At 53.5% G+C, this 22464-nt stretch carries 14 protein-coding genes and 2 pseudogenes; 12 read left to right on the top strand and 4 right to left on the bottom strand.

Annotation, left to right across the window (positions count from 1 at the left end; genetic code table 11):
* Positions 1 to 35 precede the first annotated feature (35 nt).
* Positions 36 to 1055: an RNA polymerase sigma factor RpoS gene (gene rpoS / locus DB847_RS20520; protein WP_108652343.1), complete on the top strand. Its 1020-nt coding sequence runs from the start codon at positions 36 to 38 to the stop codon at positions 1053 to 1055.
* Positions 1056 to 1159: 104 nt separating this feature from the next.
* Here rpoS and DB847_RS24560 read toward each other — a convergent pair whose 3' ends face one another.
* Positions 1160 to 1873 (bottom strand): pilin, encoded by a 714-nt coding sequence (locus tag DB847_RS24560; protein ID WP_159084771.1) that lies wholly within the window; start codon positions 1871 to 1873, stop codon positions 1160 to 1162.
* Positions 1874 to 2148: 275 nt separating this feature from the next.
* Between DB847_RS24560 and betB the strand changes: the two genes are divergently transcribed.
* The 3 genes from betB to DB847_RS20500 all read left to right on the top strand — a co-directional run bounded on the left by betB (position 2149) and on the right by DB847_RS20500 (position 6613).
* Entirely contained in the window at positions 2149 to 3606 is a 1458-nt protein-coding gene (gene betB, locus DB847_RS20510) for a betaine-aldehyde dehydrogenase (protein ID WP_108652342.1), read from the top strand.
* A 9-nt stretch (positions 3607 to 3615) separates the two neighbouring features.
* A complete protein-coding gene (gene betA, locus DB847_RS20505; RefSeq protein WP_108652341.1) occupies positions 3616 to 5283 on the top strand; it encodes a choline dehydrogenase in 1668 nt (555 codons plus the stop codon).
* A gap of 118 nt (positions 5284 to 5401) precedes the next feature.
* The gene (locus DB847_RS20500) at positions 5402 to 6613 is read left to right on the top strand and encodes a choline transporter (protein ID WP_108652340.1); all 1212 of its coding nucleotides are present in this window, start codon (positions 5402 to 5404) and stop codon (positions 6611 to 6613) included.
* A 298-nt stretch (positions 6614 to 6911) separates the two neighbouring features.
* On the opposite strand, the gene mutS is transcribed toward DB847_RS20500, so the two are convergent.
* Positions 6912 to 9509, bottom strand: a complete 2598-nt coding sequence (gene mutS / locus DB847_RS20495; RefSeq protein WP_234418452.1) for a DNA mismatch repair protein MutS — start codon at positions 9507 to 9509, stop codon at positions 6912 to 6914.
* Positions 9510 to 9752: 243 nt separating this feature from the next.
* Between mutS and argR the strand changes: the two genes are divergently transcribed.
* From argR to DB847_RS20475, 4 genes and pseudogenes are all read left to right on the top strand, one after another.
* On the top strand, positions 9753 to 10223 hold the full coding sequence (argR, locus tag DB847_RS20490; protein WP_108652338.1) for a transcriptional regulator ArgR: 471 nt from the start codon (positions 9753 to 9755) through the stop codon (positions 10221 to 10223).
* Between the two features lie 12 nt (positions 10224 to 10235).
* Positions 10236 to 11360, top strand: a complete 1125-nt coding sequence (locus tag DB847_RS20485; protein ID WP_108652337.1) for a sugar diacid recognition domain-containing protein — start codon at positions 10236 to 10238, stop codon at positions 11358 to 11360.
* Between the two features lie 123 nt (positions 11361 to 11483).
* Positions 11484 to 12748, top strand: a pseudogene (locus tag DB847_RS20480) (GntP family permease).
* Between the two features lie 10 nt (positions 12749 to 12758).
* The gene (locus DB847_RS20475; protein ID WP_108652336.1) at positions 12759 to 13898 is read left to right on the top strand and encodes a glycerate kinase; all 1140 of its coding nucleotides are present in this window, start codon (positions 12759 to 12761) and stop codon (positions 13896 to 13898) included.
* Positions 13899 to 13956: 58 nt separating this feature from the next.
* Here DB847_RS20475 and acnB read toward each other — a convergent pair.
* A pseudogene (acnB, locus tag DB847_RS20470) lies at positions 13957 to 16535 on the bottom strand (bifunctional aconitate hydratase 2/2-methylisocitrate dehydratase).
* Between the two features lie 417 nt (positions 16536 to 16952).
* Positions 16953 to 17354, bottom strand: a complete 402-nt coding sequence (locus DB847_RS20465; RefSeq protein ID WP_108652335.1) for a nuclear transport factor 2 family protein — start codon at positions 17352 to 17354, stop codon at positions 16953 to 16955.
* Between the two features lie 213 nt (positions 17355 to 17567).
* Between DB847_RS20465 and DB847_RS20460 the strand changes: the two genes are divergently transcribed.
* The 4 genes from DB847_RS20460 (at position 17568) to alaS (ending at position 22434) form a co-directional block, all read left to right on the top strand.
* Entirely contained in the window at positions 17568 to 18080 is a 513-nt protein-coding gene (locus DB847_RS20460; RefSeq protein ID WP_407644427.1) for a CinA family protein, read from the top strand.
* 61 nt (positions 18081 to 18141) lie between these two features.
* On the top strand, positions 18142 to 19209 hold the full coding sequence (gene recA / locus DB847_RS20455) for a recombinase RecA (RefSeq protein WP_108652333.1): 1068 nt from the start codon (positions 18142 to 18144) through the stop codon (positions 19207 to 19209).
* 5 nt (positions 19210 to 19214) lie between these two features.
* Complete coding sequence (locus tag DB847_RS20450) at positions 19215 to 19670, top strand: regulatory protein RecX (protein ID WP_108652332.1); 456 nt, start codon at positions 19215 to 19217, stop codon at positions 19668 to 19670.
* A 160-nt stretch (positions 19671 to 19830) separates the two neighbouring features.
* A complete protein-coding gene (alaS, locus tag DB847_RS20445) occupies positions 19831 to 22434 on the top strand; it encodes an alanine--tRNA ligase (RefSeq protein ID WP_108652331.1) in 2604 nt (867 codons plus the stop codon).
* The last annotated feature ends 30 nt before the right edge of the window (positions 22435 to 22464 follow it).

Below are 22464 nucleotides of genomic sequence, written 5' to 3'. Positions count from 1 at the left end.
GGCTTAAAACCTGAGAGGATCAGGGAGTGAGAGCTATGGGCCGGGAAACCAAGAATAAACAACAAGAAACTCAACAGCAGCAAGACGAAAAAAAGGTTAGTTATGAGGCAGAGGTGGCCGAAGTTGCCGAGTTGGTTGAGCAGGATGCTCGCACCGAGGAGCTGGCCGCAATTGAAGAGCAGCAGGCCGAAGAGGAAGCGGTTGAGTTACAGAGCAAGAATCTGGATGCAACCCAGCTCTATTTAGGCGAGATAGGTTTTTCCCCGCTGCTCACAGCAGAGGAGGAGGTCTATTATGCACGTCGGGCCCTCAAAGGAGATAAGGTTGCCCGCAAGCGGATGATTGAGTCCAATCTGCGATTGGTGGTTAAGATCGCAAGACGCTATAACAACCGCGGATTAGCCTTTTTAGATCTCATCGAAGAGGGAAACCTTGGTCTTATCCGTGCCGTCGAAAAATTCGACCCCGAGCGCGGATTCCGCTTTTCGACCTATGCCACCTGGTGGATCCGTCAAACCATAGAGCGGGCGATCATGAATCAAACCCGCACCATACGTCTGCCCATCCATGTGGTGAAAGAGCTCAATGTCTATCTTCGAACCGCCCGGGAGCTGGCCCATCGTCTGGATCACGAGCCCTCCGCCGAAGAGATCGCCTGTGAGCTGGAGCGTCCGGTGGAAGAGGTGAGCAAGATGCTCAAGCTCAATGAGAAGATAGGCTCGGTGGATATGCCGATCGGGGGCAATGGAGATAAGGCGCTGCTGGATGTGATTGCCGACGATCACGGCTCCGAGCCGGAGTCCCAGACCCAGGAGGAGGATATCCGCCTGAGCATAGTGCGCTGGCTCGAAGAGCTTTCCCCCAAGCAGCGAGAGGTGCTGGCACGGCGCTTTGGCCTGCTGGGTTATGAGGCATCTACCCTGGAGCTGGTAGGGCGTGAAATTGGTCTGACTCGTGAGCGGGTCCGGCAAATCCAGGTGGAAGCCCTGCATCGGCTGCGCGAGCTTTTGAGTCAACAGGGACTGTCAATTGATGCGCTGTTCCGTTTAAGCTAGATTCCAGGAGTTCTCTTTTATCGTCAAAGGGGCTGATCATTCAGCCCCTTTATTATATGGTTATCACTGCATTCGCATATCCTTATGCATCGCTATTCCGGCATCTACCGGCACTTCGTCGGCAAATACTTCCTGGGGATGGTGGACTTGCTGCAGCTCCACTGGATCCCCTGCTCAGTGGCTTTGGGAACATAAATTATGCTGCCGGATGTCCCTGCCGCCGATGATACATCGAGATGGATAACACCACCCTCAATCCGGATCGCACCAAGCCGTGAATTTACAGGCTCAGTACTCAGGCCCAGAGTAGCGTTGTCTGCCGGCCAGGCCTGCTCGCGAATGGTATAGGCTTCAACGGCCTGGGTTGCGCTGTGTATCGCTTGATGGGCCGGTGCCAGCTTGGCGCGGATGGTGAAATCAAGATAGGCCGGAATCGCGATCGCCGCAAGGATACCGATAATAGCGATCAGCGGAAACAGCACCGCCACCACCACCAGTACAGTGCCTTTTTCCGAGCCTGCCGAAATCCCCTGGTTGTATTTCTTGTTCCATTTTTCCTGAGAGGTGGCAAGAAACACGATTCCCTCAATGATGCCAACCAGCCAGGGGAGATAGGTCCAGCACAGCAGCAGGTAAAAAATCCCCCACCACTGGCCCAGGAAAAACCGATGGAACCCAAATACCCCGGCGAACATCGCAAGGGAGGCCGCCGCGATCCGGCTTTTATAGACAAAAGAGTCCTGAATCGTACCGCATTGATCGCACCTGGGGCTGGATGCTTCAACTTGTGCCCCGCACTCTCTGCAATAGCTGTCCATAGTGATCCCTTGATCTTGAAAGGTGGAGAGTCGAGCTGAAAGCCAAGTATCGATGATTTTAGTCTAGAGCACTTTTACAAAATGGAGCCAGGCTGAGGCTCAGAGTTCGGAGCTCTCCTGCTTCTGAGCTGTGGCATGGCACTGGTGCGGCCTTTGCCGGGAGTTTGCTTGCGTAGCAGAGCGAAAGTCTTGGATAAGTGATCAAGCTTGTTTGGATCTTTGATTGTTAAATTTGTTAGGATACTAAAATTCTTATGTTTCTGGTTTGTTAGGTTATGTTTTGCTACAAAAATTATATCTCGGGTCAGTATCTTGATAATCAATCGGGTGAAACCTTCGATGTGCTGAATCCTGCGACCGGGAAAGTCATCTATCAGGTTGAAATTGCTGACGAAAAAATTAAGAAGGCCGCGATTGAAAGTGCGCGTCATGGATTCGAAGTTTGGTCATCAATGTCGGGTATGGATCGGGGACGTATCCTGAATAGGGCCGTGAATTTACTTCGGGAACGTAATGATGAGTTGGCAAAAATAGAGGTACTGGATACGGGCAAGCCCTGGCAGGAAGCCTCTGTGGTTGATGTGGTGACCGGAGCTGACTCCATTGAGTTTTTTGCGGGTCTGGCGTCTTCGATTGAGGGGAATCAGCAGGACCTGGGGGGGGATTTTTATTATACCCGCCGTGAGCCGCTGGGGATTTGCGGCGGGATTGGGGCCTGGAATTACCCATTGCAGATCGCTTGCTGGAAGGCTGCCCCGGCTCTGGCTTGCGGTAATGCAATGATCTTTAAGCCATCCGAAGAAACTCCTCTGGGGGCGCTGAAGTTGGCTGAGATTTTCATCGAAGCGGGTGTACCACCCGGGGTATTCAATGTTGTTCAAGGGGATGCCAGGGTGGGCCAGTGGCTGACGCAATCTCCTGACATCGCCAAGGTTTCTTTTACCGGTGAAGTGGAAACCGGGAAAAAGGTGATGCAGGCAGCATCCAGCACCCTTAAAGAGGTCAGCATGGAGCTTGGGGGAAAATCACCGCTGATTATTTTTGAAGATGCCGATATCGACAATGCTGTCTCTGCAGCGATGCTCGGAAACTTCTATACCCAGGGAGAGATTTGCACCAATGGTACCCGGGTTTTTGTCCACCAAAACATCTATGACGCTTTTGTGGAGCGCCTATTAGAGCGAACCGAAGCGAATATAGTCGCCGGTGACCCCCTGGATCCCAAGGTCAACTTTGGCGCACTTATCTCTCAGAAGCACTATCAACTGGTACTGGACTATATTGCCTCAGGCCTGAGTGAAGGAGCCCGCTTACTGACGGGGGGCAAACCCTTGACCCCGGAATCGGCTCCTGAGGGGTACTTTGTGGCACCGACCATCTTCACCGATTGCCATGATGAGATGCGCATCGTTCAGGAAGAAATTTTTGGCCCCGTGATGAGCCTCCTTACCTTTGAGGATGAACTCGAAGTCATTCACCGGGCCAATAACAGTGATTACGGCCTGGCTGCAGCCGTATTTACCCAGGATATTAGCCGAGCCCATCGAGTGACCCACAAACTTGAAGCGGGAATTTGCTGGGTAAACGCTTATGGAGCCTCCCCGGCCCAGATGCCGGTCGGGGGCTATAAGCAATCCGGGATTGGCAGAGAAAATGGGATGGCGACCTTAAACCATTACACCCAGCTAAAAGCCGTCTACATGGGAATGAGCCCACTGGAAAGCCCATTTTAGGAGAGCGTTGTGACCTATGATTACATCATAGTTGGTGCAGGGTCTGCGGGCTGTGTGCTGGCGAATCGTTTGAGTGAAGACCCTGCCAATCAGGTTCTGCTGCTGGAGACCGGCGGCAGTGACAAGAGCATCTTGATCCAGATGCCGACCGCGTTATCCATTCCAATGAACACCAGCAAATATGCCTGGCAGTTTGAAAGCCAACCCGAGACTTACCTGAACCTGCGAAAAATGCATTGCCCACGTGGGAAAGTCCTGGGGGGCTCTTCATCGATTAATGGCATGGTCTATGTACGCGGCCACGCCCGTGATTTTGATGAGTGGCAAGAGATGGGGGCCCAGGGATGGGGCTACGCAAACTGTTTGCCCTATTTTAAAAAAGCGGAAAGCTGGAGCCTTGGCGAGGATAGTTATCGTGGTGCGGATGGACCTTTGGCGGTCAACAATGGTAACCGGATGCAAAATCCCCTGTATCGGGCGTTTATTCAGGCGGGTGTCCAGGCAGGTTACTTTGAGACTCAGGACTACAATGGCAAGTTGCAGGAGGGCTTTGGGCCGATGCATATGACGGTTAAGAATGGAGTTCGCTGGTCAACGGCGAATGCTTATCTTAAACCGATTTTACACAGAAAAAATCTGACGGTGTTGACTCATGCTCTGGTACATAAGGTGTTACTGGAGGAAAAGCAAGCGGTCGGTGTCGCGTTTGAGCGAAAGGGAAAATTGCAGCAGGCGTTTAGTCGCAAAGAGGTCATTTTAAGTGCCGGCTCCATCGGTTCACCACAGCTACTTCAGCTTTCCGGAATTGGTCCATCTAAGGTACTGCAAAAGGCGGGGATTGAACTTAAGCATGAATTACCCGGGGTGGGCGAAAACCTTCAGGATCATCTGGAGTTTTATTTCCAGTTCAAGTGTAAACAGCCGATTACACTCAATGGCCAGCTTGATTTATGGAGTAAGTTTAAAATCGGTTCGCGCTGGCTATTAAAAAAAGATGGCCTGGGGGCAACCAATCACTTTGAGTCCTGTGGGTTTATTCGCTCAAGAGCCGGGATTGAGTGGCCCGATCTTCAATATCACTTTCTGCCCGCCGCCATGCGCTACGATGGCCAAAGTGCCTTCGATGGCCATGGCTTTCAGGTGCATATAGGGCATAACAAGCCCCGGAGCCGGGGTCATGTCAGAGTGACTAGCCCGGATCCAAATCGGCCCCCAGAGATCCGATTTAACTACCTTCAGCACCCCGCAGACAGGCAAGGTTTTCGCCAATGTGTTCGCCTGACCCGGGAAATCATCAACCAGAGTGCCTTTGATCCCTTCAGGGGGGAGGAGATCCAGCCGGGCATAGCTGTGCGAACGGATGACGAAATTGATGCATTTGTGCGTGAGTCGGTCGAGAGCGCCTATCATCCGAGCTGCTCTTGCAGGATGGGTGAGGATGAGATGGCTGTGGTGGACTCAAGCACCCGGGTCCGAGGCATAGAGGGACTTCGGGTCGTGGACTCATCCATCTTCCCGACGATCCCCAATGGTAACCTGAACGCGCCAACCATTATGCTGGCAGAGAAAGCCGCCGACATGATTTTGCGAAAGCCACCATTAGCCGCCTCGACTGCAGAGGTTCAGGTATCAGAGGTCTGGCAGAAGGAGCAAAGATCGTTAGAGCCCATCGACTGATGGGTTTAAAGGGTTAAAGGATAGTACAGGGATTTCACTTCGGAGCGTTGTGGAGAAATCTATAGGCTTACTAAGGTCTGTCCCCGCGATATATCTTGTATGCAAAGGAGAGTGCGTAATGACAGCCTGGTTAAGTGCTGGAATGATTTTTACCTATGTCGCAATTGCAATCATCTTATTTAAATGGGGAAACCTACGTTGTATCGGTGTTACCCCGGTAAAAACCTTTAGTTTTATCTCTATTTTATTTACATCGGGACTCGATGCAGGTCTCATCATGCTGCCATTGACTGAATTCAGTCGCTATACGGATCTCAGCACTTACCCTGGGTTTAGTTTTACCAACCCGCTGGCAATTGAGTTCGGGTTCTGGGGGGGCCTGATCTGGGGTTTTTACTTCTTAACCTGTTTTTATTTTTGCGTAATCGAGCCAAGGGTTAAATTCTTTGAGATACCCCTGGTTAAATTTATTAATAATATAGTGATTATTGGAACCTGTGCTTTTACCGCTTATTTGCTTTTGTTTAATCTTCCCTGGTACCTGCCACAAATGGGTGATGGTAAAACTGTGATTGGCAGCTTTTATCTTATCGTGTTTTTAGTGATCTCGATTTCTGTATACTCAAGTACCAGCTTGCGTTATGTCAGGGTGCTAAGCCTTGGGACAACCTGGTTATTTATCGCTCTCATCGGCTTGATATGGCTCGGGGCTTTTGCTCACCCCTCAGGTCTGAGTGAGTTTTTTTCTACCTTCCTACTGCTTGGGGGGTACTTTAGTCATTTAGATAAGTTCCTGCTGCCTGTTAATTCATATCACGCATTTTATCTGTTTTGGTGGTTATCTTGGAGTATCATGATCGGCCAGTTTACTTCACGCTTTGTTGGCGGTCTGAGAACCTGGCAGGTATTCTTAGTGATGCTAATATTCCCCTCTATTCCGATTGCAATCTGGTTTACCACCCTGTATTTCTATTATAGTCATGGGTTGAATGTATCGGGTTTCTATAGCCTTATCATGGCGGTGGTCGGAATTACCTTTGTGATTAACTCGCTGGATTCATTGGTTCGTTTGTATACAGACAACATTGGAATGACGGTATCCAGACTCGGTAAGGTGAAGTACATACTGGGTAATATAGTGGTATTAAGCCTACTGACATTACTATTCAAGCTTGATTTTTTGAGAATACAGTGGGTTGGCACCCTGGTGATCGGTTTATTCTTTGCCTGTGTAGGGTATATAGTCATTATTAAATATCAGGAGATAAAAAGTATTCAGGCATCACCAGAAGGTAATAGGGTGGACTACTCTAAGTTTGAATTAGAGTAAAAGGTATTGGTCGTGTTTCACATCTGTTGTTGATGTCTGATTTCACGCCTCACCAACAGGGGGTGTATCCGTCCATGGAGCCTCTGCTGCCGCATCCCTGCGACAGAAGGTTGGTGACCTTGAAATCAGTACACCTTTGTATGAGCAACGGATCTGAGACATAACCAAAGGTATTTATGGGCTGAAACGGTGATAAACCTGCAAGGAGTATCATCAGGTCCGAGTGCAGGGAAGCAAAGAGGAGGTCAATGACTTCCGCTTTGCTTCCCGATGCAGCGGGTGCTAACTTTTTCCCGAGTTATGATAGAAGGTCGGCGGCTGTCAGGCTCTCTTCATCGTGCAGTTGTCTTAGCTTATACAGGGCCTGCAGGGCATCCAGTGGAGTCATCTGCTCTGGGTTGATGCTGGCCAGTAGCTTCTCGGCCGCTGAGGTCCGCTTTGCTTTGGGTTGTGGGTAGCTGATTGGTGCGAGCGGTTTACCCTTGGTTTCCACGGATTGTTGCTCGAGCTCGTTGAGCTTTTGGTGGGCCCTGGCAATGACCGAGCTGGGAACACCCGCAAGGGCTGCAACCTGTAAACCATAGGAGCGATTGGCTGCCCCATCCTGAACCTCATGCATAAAGATGATGCCATCCTCATGCTCCATCGCATCCAGGTGCACATTAACCACTCCCGGCATTAGCTCAGGGAGCTGGGTCAGCTCAAAGTAGTGGGTGGCAAACAGGGTATAGCAGCGAGTCTGGCTTGCCAGGTGTTCGGCGCAGGACCAGGCCAGGGATAGTCCGTCATAGGTGCTGGTTCCGCGGCCAATTTCATCCATCAGCACCAGGCTATGACGGGTGGCGTTGTGCAAGATATTGGCGGTCTCAGTCATCTCCACCATGAAGGTGGAGCGACCCGAAGCCAGATCGTCCGAGGCCCCGATGCGGGTAAAGATCCGATCGATAGGTCCGATACGGGCGGAAGCTGCAGGGACAAAGGAGCCGATATGTGTCAGCAGCACGATCAGGGCCGCCTGACGCATATAGGTCGATTTACCGCCCATGTTGGGACCGGTCACGATCAACATCTGCCGCTCGGGGTGAAGGGTGAGCGGGTTGGCGATGAAGGGAGTCTCAGTGACCTGCTCTACCACAGGGTGACGACCGGACTCGATATCGATACAGGACTCGGCAACCAGCTGAGGCTTGCTATAGCCAAGGGTATCGGCCCGTTCACTCAGGTTGGTCAGCACATCCAGCTCACACAGGGCCATCGAGGCCAGCTGCAGCGCCTTAAGGTGTGGCAGCAGTTGATCCAAAAGCTCTTCCCACAGGCGCTTTTCCAGAGCCAGAGACTTGCTCTGAGCGCTCAGCACCTTCTCTTCATACTCTTTGAGCTCATGGATGATGTAGCGCTCATTGTTTTTAAGAGTTTGGCGGCGCACATAATGGGTCGGGACCAGATGGGCACTGGCCCGGCTGACCTCTATGTAATAACCGTGGACCTTATTAAATCCAACCTTGAGAGTAGAAATACCTGTCTGTTCACGCTCGCGCAGTTCGATACGCTCCAGCGCATCGGTTGCACCACTGGCCAGGGATCTAAGCTCATCGAGCTCCTCGTTCCAACCCGGGGCGATGACGCCGCCATCGCGGATCAGTACCGGTGGATTTTCGATGAGCGCGCTGTTGAGTAGTTCGCTCAGCTCGGGGAAGGGACGGGCCTTTTGGGTGAGGTGCGAGAGATGTGGGCAATCGGCCTGCTCCAACAGCTCGCGAATTAGAGGCAGCTGAGCAAAGGCGGTGCGCAACCGCGCCAGATCCCGGGGTCGGGCACTGCGCAGTGCCAGCCGCGCCAGGATCCGCTCCATGTCACCAATCGGTTTGAGCTCATCCTGCAGCACCTCTATCAGGTGCTGGCTGCTCAGAGTCTCGATGCTCTCTTGGCGGGCTTTAAGGATCTGCTGGTTGCGGCTGGGTTGATGCAGCCAGCGCTTGAGAAGTCGCCCCCCCATGGGGGTGACGGTACGATCTAACACCCAGGCCAGGGTGTGCTCGTTGCCACCACTTAAGTTTTCGGTGATCTCAAGATTACGGCGGGTGGCGGCATCGAGGATCACATGCTCGCTGGAGTCGATCCGGGTCAGCGAGTGAATGTGGGGCAGGGCGGTGCGCTGAGTATCTTTCACGTATTGAAACAGGCAACCCGCGGCGCACAGGGCGGTATGAGCATCATCCACACCAAAGCCCTTGAGATCCCGGGTCTCAAACTGCTGGCACAACAGGCGACGGGCACTGTCCAGCTCAAACTCCCACTGAGGGCGGCGTCGCAAGCCTCGCTGCTGCTCCAGTAGTTCAGGATGAGGGAAGTCCTCGCAGTAGAGAAGCTCGGATGGCTTGAGCCGCTGGAGCTCGCTGGCGAGTGTTTCCAGGTGATCGAACTCGTTGAGCTCAAATCGCCCTGAACTCATATCCAGCACCGCGATGCCATAGCTTAGGTGTTGATGATGAATGGCGGCAATCAGGTTGTCCTGACGCTCTTTGAGGAGCGCCTCATCCGAGATGGTTCCCGGGGTGATGATCCGCACCACCTTGCGCTCTACCGGCCCCTTGCTGGTGGCTGGGTCGCCAATCTGCTCACAGATCGCCACTGATTCACCCAGGGTGACCAGCCTTGCCAGGTAGCCTTCGACGGCATGATAGGGGACTCCGGCCATAGGGATCGGCTCTCCCGCAGATTGACCCCGCTTGGTCAGAGAGATATCCAAAAGCTCCGCCGCTTTTTTCGCATCATCATAAAAAAGCTCGTAGAAATCTCCCATGCGATAGAACAGCAAAATATCCGGGTGCTCCGCCTTGAGCTTGAAGTATTGCTGCATCATCGGCGTGTGTTGTGTGGTAGCGCTCTTTTTCATTGTCTCTTCATATCTATGGGATTGCGGGTGCGACATGCAAACGACCTGCATCACAGGCGTAAAATTGGCGCTGATTTTAGCATGATTTGGCCCGTATTCGGAGCCTTGCTCAGGGTGCAACTTTTCAACTGATTGATAGAGCAACTTTTATTGTGATTTAGCCTGAGAAGCTCAGGGGAGTTGGTTGCAAAGGGGAAAGCAAGATAGGAGAATATCGGTGCGCATGACTAAGGCATGAAGATAATGAAAAACACTGAAAAACAGGAAAAACTGCATAAGGCGTTTAAGGCGCTGCTTAAAGAGGAGCGTTTTGGCTCTCAACAAGAAATAGTCGATGCCCTCAAAGAGATGGGATTTGACCATATCAACCAGTCCAAGGTCTCACGGATGCTCAGCAAGTTCGGTGCGGTCCGGACCCGTAATACCCGGATGGAGATGGTGTATTGCCTGCCGGTCGAGCTCGGGGTACCAACCCCCACCAGTCAACTCAAAAGCCTGGTGACCGATATTGACCACAACGGTGCCATGGTGGTGATTCATACCAGTCCGGGTGCGGCGCAGCTGATCGCCCGCCTGCTTGATTCTCTTGGCAAGGCCGAGGGGATCCTGGGAACCATTGCCGGTGATGACACCATCTTTATAACCCCTCTGTCCGCCTCTAAGACCGAAGAGCTGTATCGCTCGGTTTTGGCGTTGTTTGAGTTCACCCTCTAGACCTTTTTAGTCATGCAGCTCGATCATCGAATTGCCAGGCAGATCGTTGAGCGTTCGATGCAGATCGTCGATGAGTCGGTGAACGTGATGGATGCCCAGGGTCAGATCATCGCCTCCGGTGATCTTTCCCGTTTAGGTGAGCGCCACGAGGGCGCGGTACTGGCCCTTGCTGAGAACCGGGTGGTTGAGATCGATCAGTCGATGGCAAACCGGCTGCATGGGGTTCGCCCCGGAATCAATCTGCCGATCGCTTTTCACCAGCAGCTTCTGGGGGTGGTTGGGATCTCAGGTGCTCCCGAGACGGTGCGCCGCTATGGTGAGTTTGTTCGGATGACGGCTGAGCTCATCATAGAGCAGGCCGCCCTGCTCGAAGAGATCCAGTGGGACCGGCGCCATCGTGAAGAGCTTATTCTGCAACTGGTCAAGGAACCCTCCCGAAGCGAGTCTCTGCAAAGTCTGGCCCGCCATCTGGGAATCGATCTGAGTCTTCCCCGGGTGGTTGCAATAGTCTCTTTGCGTGAGGCAGAGGAGGCGGCAAGTGGTTCGCTGCGCGAGCTGGTGCAGCTACTGGAGCATCCAGAGAGGCACAACCTGGTGGCGATCAGTTCCTTGCAGGAAGCCGTAGTGTTAAAGCCGATCCAGCTCGATGAAGGAGTATGGCAGGTTGAGCTGGAGCGCAAAAAGGCAAAAGAGCTCATTGAGCGGGCAACCCGTCACAAGTTTGAGGTCGATATCGCGCTGGGGCACTATTTCCCCGGGGTCCAGGGACTGGCTCAATCCTACCAGACCGCCACTGCGACCCTGAGGGCTGGACGGATCAAGCATCCTGGAAAACGGATCTATTTTTACCAGGACTATCGGTTAGCTGTATTGCTTGATCACTGCTATAGCCCCTGGAAGCTCGAACAGCTCAGGGCTCCTTTGCAAAAATTGCAGCAGCAGGACCCCAAAAAGCAGCTGCGCAAAACCCTGAAACATTATTTAGATCAGAGTTGTGATCTCAATCACGCCGCCCGATCCCTGCATATTCACCCCAACACCCTTCGCTATCGGCTGAACCAGATACAGCAGATAACTGCATTGGATCTCAATCAGTTAGATGATCTTCTGCAGCTCTACCTGGCACTTAAAATCTAATTCTAATTGTGAATTGTTCCAATAAATAACTAATCAGCCAGTTATTTTTTGTGAAATTGAATAAAGATTATTGCCGCAAGCTTTTGGATAATGCCCGAATAGTTATTCAGCAAGGTTGTCATCATGGTTGAAGTGAGCTCTCTTGGAGCGATTGTGGCGCTTATCATTGCCATCGCTCTCATTCTTAGAAAAGTCCCCCCGCCTATGGAATGATTATTGGTGCCCTGATTGGCGGATTGATTGGTGGCGCCGGTCTGGTGCATACGGTTGAGTTGATGATCCACGGGGCTCAGGGCATAGTCACCGCCGTAATGCGAATTTTGGCCGCCGGTGTGCTGGCCGGGGTTTTGATTGAGTCGGGGGCTGCGACCAGTATTGCAGAAACCATAGTGGGTAAGCTGGGTGAGACCCGGGCCCTGTTAGCCCTGGCGCTGGCGACCATGATCCTTACCGCAGTTGGGGTGTTTGTTGATGTCTCGGTGATTACGGTAGCCCCCATAGGTCTTGCGATCGCAAGGCGTACCAATATCTCAAAAACCGCGGTGTTGCTGGCTATGATAGGTGGTGGCAAGGCGGGCAACATCATGTCGCCCAATCCCAATGCGATTGCAGCCGCCGATGCATTTCATCTTCCCCTGACCTCAGTGATGGCCGCCGGGGTGATCCCGGGGCTCATCGGGATGTTCGCCGCTTACCTCATCGCCTCTAAGCTGGTGAACCGTGGCAGCTTTGTTGCTGCCCATGAGGTGATTGAGGTTGATCGCAGTGAGCTTCCCTCCTTTGCCTGCTCTATCACAGCGCCGCTGGTGGCGATCATTCTGCTGGCGCTGCGCCCCCTGTTCGGCATCAATGTGGATCCCATGATTGCTCTGCCTCTGGGAGGAATGGTGGGCGTGTTGGTGATGCGCCGCTGGACCAGCCTCAATGAGTACTCGGTGTCCGGGTTAAGCCGGATGGCTCCGGTTGCCATCATGCTGCTCGGAACCGGCACCCTGGCTGGGATCATCGCCAACTCGGGCCTCAAGGATCTGCTGATTAACGGGCTGACATCCACCGGATTACCTGCCTACCTGCTGGCTCCCTTTAGCGGAATGCTGATGTCTTTGGCTACGGCTTCAACCACGGCCGGTACCGTCGTGGCATCTAACGTATTTAGCCATACCCTGTTCTCTATGGGGGTTCCGGCCCTGGCCAGTGCGGCGATGATCCATGCCGGGGCAACTGTTTTTGACCATATGCCCCATGGTAGCTTTTTCCACTCCTCGGGAGGGAGCGTCTCCATGGGGGTTAAAGAGCGGCTCAAATTGATGCCCTATGAGTCGGCGGTGGGATTGATCATGACCATAGTGTCGACCTTGATCTTTGGCGTATTTGGCTGGTTTATCTAAGGAGATTTTGATGAAGATTGTAATCGCGCCCGATTCCTATAAGGAGAGCTTGTCTGCGATGGGGGTCTGTGATGCCATCGAAAAGGGATTTCGCCAGGTATTGCCCGAGGTAAGCTATCTTAAGCTACCGATGGCCGATGGAGGGGAGGGAACCGTACAGTCGATGATCGATGCGACCTCGGGCCAGCTCATCAAGGCTTGGGTCAGAGATCCGCTGGGTCAGCCGGTTGAGGGCTTTTTCGGGGTGCTCGGCGATGGTGAGACGGCGGTGATTGAGATGGCGGCAGCTTCCGGCTTGCATCTGGTTGAACCCAGGCAGCGAAACCCGCTTCAAACCAGCAGTTTTGGAACCGGTGAGCTGATCCTCCGGGCACTGGATCATGGAGTGCAAAAAATTATTCTTGGCATAGGTGGCAGTGCTACCAATGATGGTGGCGCCGGAATGCTACAGGCTTTAGGGGCCGAACTTCTCACCAAAGAGGGCCAAAGGATCGCCCCCGGCGGTGCTGGACTGGCCGAGCTTGACCGGATAAAGCTGCAGGGACTGGATCCCCGGTTGTCTGAGGTTTCATTGCAGATAGCCTGTGACGTGGATAATCCCCTGTGTGGCCCCAAGGGCGCCTCGGCAGTTTTTGGTCCGCAAAAAGGGGCGACTCCCGAGATGGTCGAGCAGCTTGATCGTCACCTGGCCCATTACGCCTCCTGTATTCAGGAGTGCACCGGCAACCAAGTGTTGCACTGCGCCGGAGCCGGCGCCGCCGGAGGCATGGGAGCGGCGCTGTTAGGTTGCCTGGCCGCAGAGCTTAGGCCGGGTATCGAGATCGTGATGGATGCGCTGAAGTTCAGGGATGCACTCATGGATGCAGATCTGGTGATCACCGGCGAGGGGCGGATCGATAGCCAGAGCGTTCATGGTAAGACCCCCGTCGGCATTGCGCGAGTCGCCAGGGAGCAGGGTAAGCCGGTGATCGGGATAGCGGGTTGCCTGAGCCCCGATTGTGGCGTGGTGCATCAGCATGGTCTGGATGCGGTATTTTCCGTGGTCAATAGTGCCTGCAGCCTGCCCGAGGCATTGGAGCTGGCGGCACAGAATATTGAGCTAACCGCGCGCAACATAGCCGCGACCCTGATGATTCGTATCGAGAGATAGCCCGCTAGCCTGGGATATATAAAAAAAGAGCCCCTTATGGGGCTCTTTTTGTGGGCGCTTATGCCGGTTTTTGCACTATTACCTCATCGGCAATTTCGGTATAGCTTGGAAGCTCATTGAAATTGAGGTAGCGATAGGTGTCTGCGGCGACCATATCGATATGGTGGGCATAGTCCTGATACTCGGCCGGGGTCGGCAGGCGCCCCAAGATGGCCGCAACCGCGGCAAGCTCAGCCGAGGCAAGGTAGACATTGGCCCCGGTCCCCAAACGGTTCGGGAAGTTGCGGGTCGAGGTCGAGACCACGGTAGCACCATCGGCCACCCGCGCCTGGTTCCCCATACACAAAGAGCAACCCGGGATCTCGATGCGAGCCCCCGCCTTACCGAAGGTGCTGTAGTAGCCCTCTTCGGTGAGCTGCGCCTGATCCATCTTGGTTGGCGGTGCCAGCCACAAACGGCCCGGTAGCTGGCCCTCAAAGCGCTCCAGCAGTTTACCCGCCGCGCGAAAGTGCCCGATATTGGTCATGCAGGAGCCGATAAACACCTCATCTATGGTTTCACCGGCAACGTCGGACAGCAACTTGGCATCATCCGGGTCGTTTGGCGCACACAGAATCGGCTGTTTGATCTCGCTGAGATCGATCTCCAGCACTTCGACATACTCGGCGTTGGCATCGGCAGACAGGAGCTCAGGCTTGGCCAGCCAGGCCTCCATCGCCTCAATACGCCGCTCAATGGTGCGGCGATCGCCATAACCTTCGGCGATCATCCATTTGAGCATCACCACATTGGATTTGAGATATTCGATGACCGGAGCTTCATCCAGCTTGATGGTACAACCGGCCGCCGAGCGCTCGGCAGTAGCATCGGCAAGTTCAAAGGCCTGCTCGACTTTAAGATCGGACAGCCCCTCGATCTCAATGACCCGCCCGGAGAAAGCATTCTTTTTCCCCTCTTTTTCGACGGTTAGCAGACCTTTTTGAATCGCGGCGTAGGGAATCGCATGCACCAGATCGCGCAGGGTGATACCGGGCTGCATCTTGCCTTTAAAACGTACCAGGATAGATTCCGGCATATCCAGTGGCATCACCCCAGTTGCTGCAGCAAAGGCGACCAATCCAGAGCCCGCCGGGAAGGAGATCCCAAGTGGGAAGCGGGTGTGGGAGTCCCCCCCGGTTCCCACGGTATCCGGTAGCAGCATCCGGTTCAGCCAGGAGTGAATAACACCATCTCCGGGGCGCAGTGACACACCACCGCGGTTTTTGATGAAATCAGGCAGGGTGTGATGGGTCTGAACATCCACCGGCTTAGGGTAGGCTGCGGTGTGACAGAACGATTGCATCACCAGATCGGCACTAAAGCCAAGACAGGCCAGATCTTTGAGCTCATCCCGGGTCATCGGGCCCGTGGTATCCTGAGAGCCGACCGTGGTCATCTTGGGTTCACAATACTGGCCGGGACGGATCCCCTCGACGCCACAGGCGCGGCCTACCATTTTCTGTGCCAGAGTGAATCCCTTATCGGATGCGGCAACCGCGGCGGGACGTTTGAACAGATTATCCTGCTCCAGTCCCAGGGTTTCACGGGCCTTATCGGTCAGGCCCCGACCGATAATCAGTGGGATCCGACCACCGGCCCGAACCTCGTCGAGCAGCACATCGGTTTTAAGCTCAAACTCACTAATGGTGCTGCCACTGTTGTGATCCTTGATAAGCCCCTGGTAGGGATAGATATCGATGACATCTCCCATCTTGAGTGCACTGACATCACACTCAATTGGCAGGGCGCCCGCATCTTCCATGGTGTTAAAGAAGATAGGAGCTATTTTGCCCCCCAGTACATAGCCGCCGGCCTTCTTGTTCGGCACATGAGGGATCGCATCCCCCATATGCCAGAGCACTGAGTTGGTGGCAGATTTACGTGAGGATCCGGTACCGACAACATCGCCCACATAGGCAACCGGGTAACCCTTGGTTTTGAGCTGCTCAATGACTTCCAGGGGGTTGCCATCCAGCCCGGGTCTTGGGTTCTTGAGCATCGCTAGGGCATGCAGCGGAATATCCGGGCGAGACCAGGCATCCTGGGCCGGGGAAAGATCATCAGTGTTGGTTTCGCCTGGAACCTTGAATACGGTGACTGTGATCTTTTCAGGCACCTCGGGACGATCGGTGAACCACTGGCCATCGGCCCAGGACTGGAGGATCTGCTGCGCGTAAGCATTTCCTGATTTGGCCTTTTCTGCCACGTCATGGAATGCATCAAACATCAGCAGGGTGGATGAAAGTTGCTTCGCGGCGGTTGCAGCAAGAGTTGGGTTGTCCAGCAGCTTAATCAGGGGCTCTATGTTGTACCCCCCTGCATGGTGCCTAACAGTTCGACGGCACGCTCTGCACTCAGAATAGGCGAGCTCACCTCTGCGTTGGCGATTGCAGTCAAAAAGCCTGCTTTAATGTAGGCAGCTTCATCAACTCCCGGAGGAATGCGTTCACTGAGTAGCTCAAGAAGAAATTCCTCTTCTCCCGCCGGGGGCTGTTTGATGAGATTGATTAATTCTGCGACCTGTCCGGCATTGAGAGGTTGGGCAACGATCCCCTGTGCGGCTCGCTCCGCTACATGTTTACGGTAGGCTTCAAGCACGATCTACTCCTTTACGACAGAACCCGGATCCTGCTCCGGGTTATGAATGAACTCCGAAATAACCCGGGAAGTATATAGGGTTTAACGTTAATTTAAAATGGATGTTACTTAATCTGAACATCTCGCTGTAAGAGCTATCGGATCTTTAGGCTCTGTTGACGTTTCAGATTTGGTTCTGCAGTTGGTCATTTTTTCAACCAGCAAGGCAAAAGATGTGTGGTGTAGTTGTTCTACATGAGCATCTGATAACGTAGTTGGGTGGAAAAATAACCACGGCCCTTCGTGTTGCGCCTGAAAAAGCCCTGTTCATTGTTGCTCATCACTTATTTAGAGCAACTAAACCGCGTGATTCGCGTCGCGAGCAGAGCACTTTCAGGGGCAACAGGTTCAAAATTGAAACGTCAACAGAGCCTAGCCTTATGCCTCGTGTTCGGTGATTAGTTTGGCGACCATGGCAGAATCCAGATAAGCCCGAACTTCAACAATGGTGTGATCGGCAAAGGTGACGATCCAGCAGTAGTGGTTGTCAAAGTCCCATCCAGCACGTGATTTTGATGTTGCGAGGAGCTCGACAATGGCGGTATTTCCTTCAACGAAAATATGTTGCAGCACCAGTTGGATCGGCTGAGTCAGACAGGGAGTGAGTCGCTCAAAGGTACTTTTGCGAAATGCATCCAGCGTGCGGTAGTGGCCCGCCAGCGGATGGGTTCCCATCACGGTCCAGTCAACGTCCGGGCTGACATGGGAGAAAAATGCATCGGCATCGCCTGTTTCGAGGTTTTGAAAAATCTGCTGGACTCTTGCTTTATCAATGGTCATATCCTTGCTCCTATTGATTCAATGAAATGAGATATAAATCGTTACGGATAAATATTAGCCAATTTCTTAGAGGGTGGTTAACGATTAAATCTGTCAGATATGTTAATTTTTCTTGCATATATCCGGGAGGAACTGGCTGGCTGGTGAACTCTGTATCTGGTGAGGATCCACACAACAGGGTAGAATCGCCACAATCAACACGGATCAAGGAGATTGCCGATGGAGCAGGTTCTGCAGCAGACCGCCTATATTACCGGTCGTTTACTGAGTGCCAGAGGCCTCAGGATGGCAACCGCGGAGTCTTGCACCGGAGGTGGTGTTGCTCATGCGCTCACATCGATTGCTGGGAGTTCACAATGGTTTGAGTGTGGCTTTGTGACCTATAGCAATGAGTCCAAGCAGCAGATGCTTGGGGTGGCGGAACCATTAATCCTTGAGCATGGGGCGGTCAGTGATGCCGTGGTGCAGCAGATGAGCCGGGGGGCGGTTGAGAATTCACAGGCCGATGTGGCTGTGGCGATCAGTGGTATTGCCGGCCCCGATGGCGGTAGCACAGAAAAGCCGGTGGGGACGGTCTGGTTTAGCTGGTATATAGCACCGGATAATGAGTGGTGGAGTGAATGTTGCCACTTTGAGGGCGATCGCGCCTCGGTTCGTGAGCAGGCGGTGCTTTATGCCCTCGAGGGCCTCAATGAGCAGCTCGAAGGGATTGGCTTTGAAACTTGATACTGTATAAATAAACAGTATACTTACAGCAGTAAAAACGATTTTAAGTTTGGAGTGATGCATGGATCAGAATAAACAAAAGGCACTGGCTGCGGCCCTCGGCCAGATCGAAAAGCAGTTTGGCAAAGGCTCTATCATGCGCCTGGGTGATTCAAAGGCTCTGGATGTTGAAACCATCTCGACCGGCTCTCTGGCTATCGATGTGGCCCTGGGTGTTGGTGGGCTTCCCTGCGGTAGGGTTGTCGAGATCTTTGGTCCCGAATCTTCGGGTAAGACAACTCTGACCTTGCAGGTGATTGCGGAAGCGCAGCGCGTAGGTAAAACCTGTGCTTTTGTCGATGCTGAGCATGCCCTGGATCCTGTCTATGCCGGTAAGCTGGGGGTTAATGTTGATGAACTGCTGGTTTCTCAGCCGGATACAGGTGAGCAGGCTCTTGAGATCTGCGACATGCTGGTTCGCTCCGGGGCAGTCGATGTGATCATTGTCGACTCGGTGGCCGCGCTGACGCCAAAAGCGGAGATCGAGGGTGAGATGGGTGACTCTCACATGGGCCTGCAGGCGCGTCTGATGTCCCAGGCGCTGCGAAAGCTCACCGCCAACATCAAGAGTGCCAACTGTCTGTGTATCTTCATCAACCAGATCCGGATGAAGATCGGTGTGATGTTTGGTAACCCTGAGACCACCACGGGTGGTAACGCCCTGAAGTTCTACTCCTCCGTTCGCCTGGATATCCGTCGCACCGGTGCCGTCAAAGAGGGTGATGAGGTTGTAGGTAACGAGACCCGGGTGAAGGTGGTCAAAAACAAGGTGGCACCGCCATTCAAGCAGGCGGAGTTCCAGATCCTCTATGGCGCAGGGATCTCCAAAGAGGGTGAGCTCATCGACCTTGGGGTCAAGAACAAGATTGTCGATAAGTCCGGCGCCTGGTATAGCTACAACGGCGATAAGATAGGCCAGGGTAAGGCGAACTCTATCAAGTATCTTAAAGAGAACAGTGCCATAGCTCAGGAGATCGAAACTAAGCTGCGTCAGCTGCTGCTGACTACTGAGATGAGTGAAGGAGCGGCGAGCGAAGGTGCTGAGGTTGAGATGTCATCTCTGAGTTCTCAGGATCAGGCCGCCCTGTAAAGCCGATGGCAGAGAGTTCCGATGTATTGAAGCAGGCGATCGCAGCATCGCTGAATCTGCTTAGTTATCGGGAGCACTGCCGCCAGGAGCTTAAGCTCAAGCTTGCTCAGCGAGGTTTTTGCGCCGAAATTGCTTCGTCAGCCATCGAATATTGCATCACTCAGGGATGGCTTGACGAGGCGCGCTATACCGAGTGCTGGATCCGCTCCCGGGCCGCTAAAGGCTTTGGCCCGAGCCGGATCCGTAGCGAGCTCGGTGCAAAAGGGATTGACCGGGCGCTCGTTGAGGAGCAACTTAACTTAAGTGAATGTGACTGGTTTGAATTGGCAGTCAAGGCTTGCCACAAGAAACTTTCACATCAAGAGACCGGGAGCTTATCCCGGGAACAAAAGCTCAAATTGACCCGCTTTCTGGTCGGGCGTGGCTTTAGCCTGGAGCAGGCTCGGGCCGCTATCGAGTAACACCTCCATAACAATTTCAGCTTAATTTCACCCAGCTACTGCGAATTTGCTCGAAATTGATGCGATTTCCAAGCTTTCAGTTTTACCTTTGACCTCGATTACTTTATCTTATCCCCGGTAAAGATTTCACTTCGATGACTGACATTGAGCAGGATTATTCATGTATATGACCACGTCAGAGATCCGCACTGCGTTTCTCGAGTTCTTTCGTGCTAAAGGGCACCAAGTTGTAGCTTCCAGTTCGCTGGTTCCGGACAATGATCCAACCTTGCTATTTACCAACGCGGGGATGAACCAGTTTAAAGATGTTTTCCTGGGCCTGGAGGACCGTGGTTACAGCCGAGCGACCAGCTCTCAGCGTTGCGTCAGGGCCGGTGGTAAACACAATGATCTCGACAATGTGGGTTATACCGCGCGTCACCACACCTTTTTTGAAATGCTGGGCAACTTTAGCTTCGGTGATTATTTCAAACGTGATGCGATCCGCTTTGCCTGGAACTTTTTGACCGAGGAGCTCAAGCTTCCGGCCGAGAAGCTTTGGATCACCGTCTTTGAAGAGGATGATGAGGCTGCGGATATCTGGCTCAACGAGATGGGCGCGGATCCGGCGCGCTTTTCGCGCATCGGTGCCAAGGACAACTTCTGGCAGATGGGTGATACAGGTCCCTGTGGTCCCTGCACCGAGATATTTTACGACCACGGCGAAGATGTGGCTGGTGGACCTCCCGGAACGCCGGAAGAGGATGGCGATCGCTACATCGAGATCTGGAACCTAGTGTTCATGCAGTACAACCGCTTGAGCGATGGCACCCTGGAGCCTCTGCCTAAGCCTTCGGTGGATACCGGAATGGGGCTGGAGCGGATCGCGGCCGTGGTGCAGAAAGTCCACTCAAACTATGAGATCGATCTGTTCCAGGCATTGATCAAGTCAGCAGCAGCCATTGTTGGCACCGATGATCTGGAGAATAAGTCCCTGCGAGTGATCGCCGATCACATTCGCGCTTGTGCCTTTTTGATTGTCGATGGCGTGATGCCCTCCAACGAAGGGCGGGGCTATGTCCTGCGTCGGATCATTCGTCGTGCGGTTCGCCACGGCCGTAAGCTTGGGGCGAGCGATGTATTTTTCTTCAAGCTGGTTGAGGAGCTCTCACAGCTGATGGCTGATGCCTACCCTGAGCTTAAGCGTCAACAGCCGGTTGTTGAGCGGGTACTGCAGCTCGAAGAGGAGCAGTTCGTCAAGACTCTGGATCGGGGTCTGCAGATCCTCGAAGAGGGGCTGGAGCTGCTGGGTGAAACGCGGGTCATACCCGGTGCCATGGTGTTCAAGCTTTATGATACCTATGGCTTCCCTGCCGATCTGACCGCTGATGTAGTCAGGGATCGCGGTTACAGTATCGACGAAGAGGGTTTCCAGAAGGCGATGGCTGAGCAGCGTGAGCGGGCCAAGAAGGCGAGCCAGTTCTCAGTTGACTATAACGAGATGCAGCGCATCGATGAGAAAACCTGTTTTACCGGCTATGAAAAAATTAGCCAGCAGGCGCAAATTGTTCAGCTCTTCAGAGATCAGCAGCCGGTCGAGCAAATTGCTGAGGGTGAAGATGGCCTGCTACTACTGGACGAAACACCTTTTTATGCCGAGTCGGGTGGCCAGGTCGGAGACACCGGACTAATCCGCCTCGATGGCGGTGTATTCGCGGTCACAGATACCCGCAAAGTGGGTAATGCCTTCGTACACAAGGGCTATATGGAGCTTGGAACGCTTAAGATCGGAGATAGTGTTCTGGCTGAGGTCGACGAAGATCGTCGCAAGGGGATCGCCCTCAATCACTCGGTGACCCACCTGCTGCACGCGGCGCTTCGCAACATTTTGGGTGAGCATGTCACCCAGAAAGGATCCCTGGTTGGTTCCGAGCGGATGCGCTTTGACTTCTCCCATTTTGAAGGGGTCTCCGCCGGGACGATTCGTGCCATCGAGGATTGGGTCAATAAGCAGATCCGTGCCAATCATCAGGTCAAAACCCAGCTGATGGATCTGGAGCAGGCGAAAGCTTCCGGCGCCATGGCGCTATTTGGTGAGAAATATGATGAGAAGGTTCGGGTCGTCACTATGGGTGATGTATCGACAGAGCTTTGTGGTGGAACCCATGTAGGGCAAACTGGTGAGATTGGTGTGTTCCGTATCCTGTCTGAAGGGGGCATCGCTGCAGGGATCCGCCGTATCGAAGCGGTATCCGGTCAGGCCGCGATTGACTTCATGCATCAGGTTGCCGAAGAGGTCGATGAGGTGATTCACCTGGTGAAGGGTGATCGCTTCTCTATCGCGGCGCGGGTTCAGCAGGCGATCGACCGCTCCCGTTTACTGGAGCGTGAGATTGAGCAGCTCAAGGCAAAACTGGCTTCTCAGGCGGGACACGGCCTGCTGGAGCAGGTGGTCGAGATCAATGGGTCCAAGGTGCTGGTAGCACTGCTCGAAGAGGCAGATCCCAAGGGACTGCGTCAGTCGGTCGATGAACTCAAGAACAAGCTGGGTGAAGCGATCATCGTGCTTGGAACGCACCAGAATGGAAAAGTGAGCCTGATTGCGGGAGTGACCAAGGGGCTGACATCCAGCGTCAAGGCCGGAGAGCTGGTCAACATGGTGGCTCAGCGGGTCGGTGGTAAAGGTGGTGGACGCCCCGATATGGCCCAGGCTGGTGGTAACCGTCCGGAGGCACTCAAGGGTGCGCTGGATTCGGTTCACTCCTGGCTTGAAGATAAGCTTTAAACTTTAGACGTTAATAAAGGAAACCTGTTC

The organism is Dongshaea marina (assembly GCF_003072645.1).
Taxonomy (GTDB): Bacteria; Pseudomonadota; Gammaproteobacteria; order Enterobacterales; family Aeromonadaceae; genus Dongshaea; species Dongshaea marina.
This window is presented reverse-complemented; position numbering and strand designations above follow the sequence as displayed.

Excerpts from the sequence above, each read along its gene's own strand:
- rpoS (WP_108652343.1), top strand. The coding sequence starts at position 36 with ATGGGCCGGGAAACCAAGAATAAACAACAAGAAACTCAACAGCAGCAA.
- DB847_RS24560 (WP_159084771.1), bottom strand. The coding sequence starts at position 1,873 with ATGGACAGCTATTGCAGAGAGTGCGGGGCACAAGTTGAAGCATCCAGC.
- betB (WP_108652342.1), top strand. The coding sequence starts at position 2,149 with ATGTTTTGCTACAAAAATTATATCTCGGGTCAGTATCTTGATAATCAA.
- DB847_RS20500 (WP_108652340.1), top strand. The coding sequence starts at position 5,402 with ATGACAGCCTGGTTAAGTGCTGGAATGATTTTTACCTATGTCGCAATT.
- mutS (WP_234418452.1), bottom strand. The coding sequence starts at position 9,509 with ATGAAAAAGAGCGCTACCACACAACACACGCCGATGATGCAGCAATAC.
- argR (WP_108652338.1), top strand. The coding sequence starts at position 9,753 with ATGAAAAACACTGAAAAACAGGAAAAACTGCATAAGGCGTTTAAGGCG.
- DB847_RS20485 (WP_108652337.1), top strand. The coding sequence starts at position 10,236 with ATGCAGCTCGATCATCGAATTGCCAGGCAGATCGTTGAGCGTTCGATG.
- DB847_RS20475 (WP_108652336.1), top strand. The coding sequence starts at position 12,759 with ATGAAGATTGTAATCGCGCCCGATTCCTATAAGGAGAGCTTGTCTGCG.
- DB847_RS20465 (WP_108652335.1), bottom strand. The coding sequence starts at position 17,354 with ATGACCATTGATAAAGCAAGAGTCCAGCAGATTTTTCAAAACCTCGAA.
- recA (WP_108652333.1), top strand. The coding sequence starts at position 18,142 with ATGGATCAGAATAAACAAAAGGCACTGGCTGCGGCCCTCGGCCAGATC.
- DB847_RS20450 (WP_108652332.1), top strand. The coding sequence starts at position 19,215 with ATGGCAGAGAGTTCCGATGTATTGAAGCAGGCGATCGCAGCATCGCTG.
- alaS (WP_108652331.1), top strand. The coding sequence starts at position 19,831 with ATGTATATGACCACGTCAGAGATCCGCACTGCGTTTCTCGAGTTCTTT.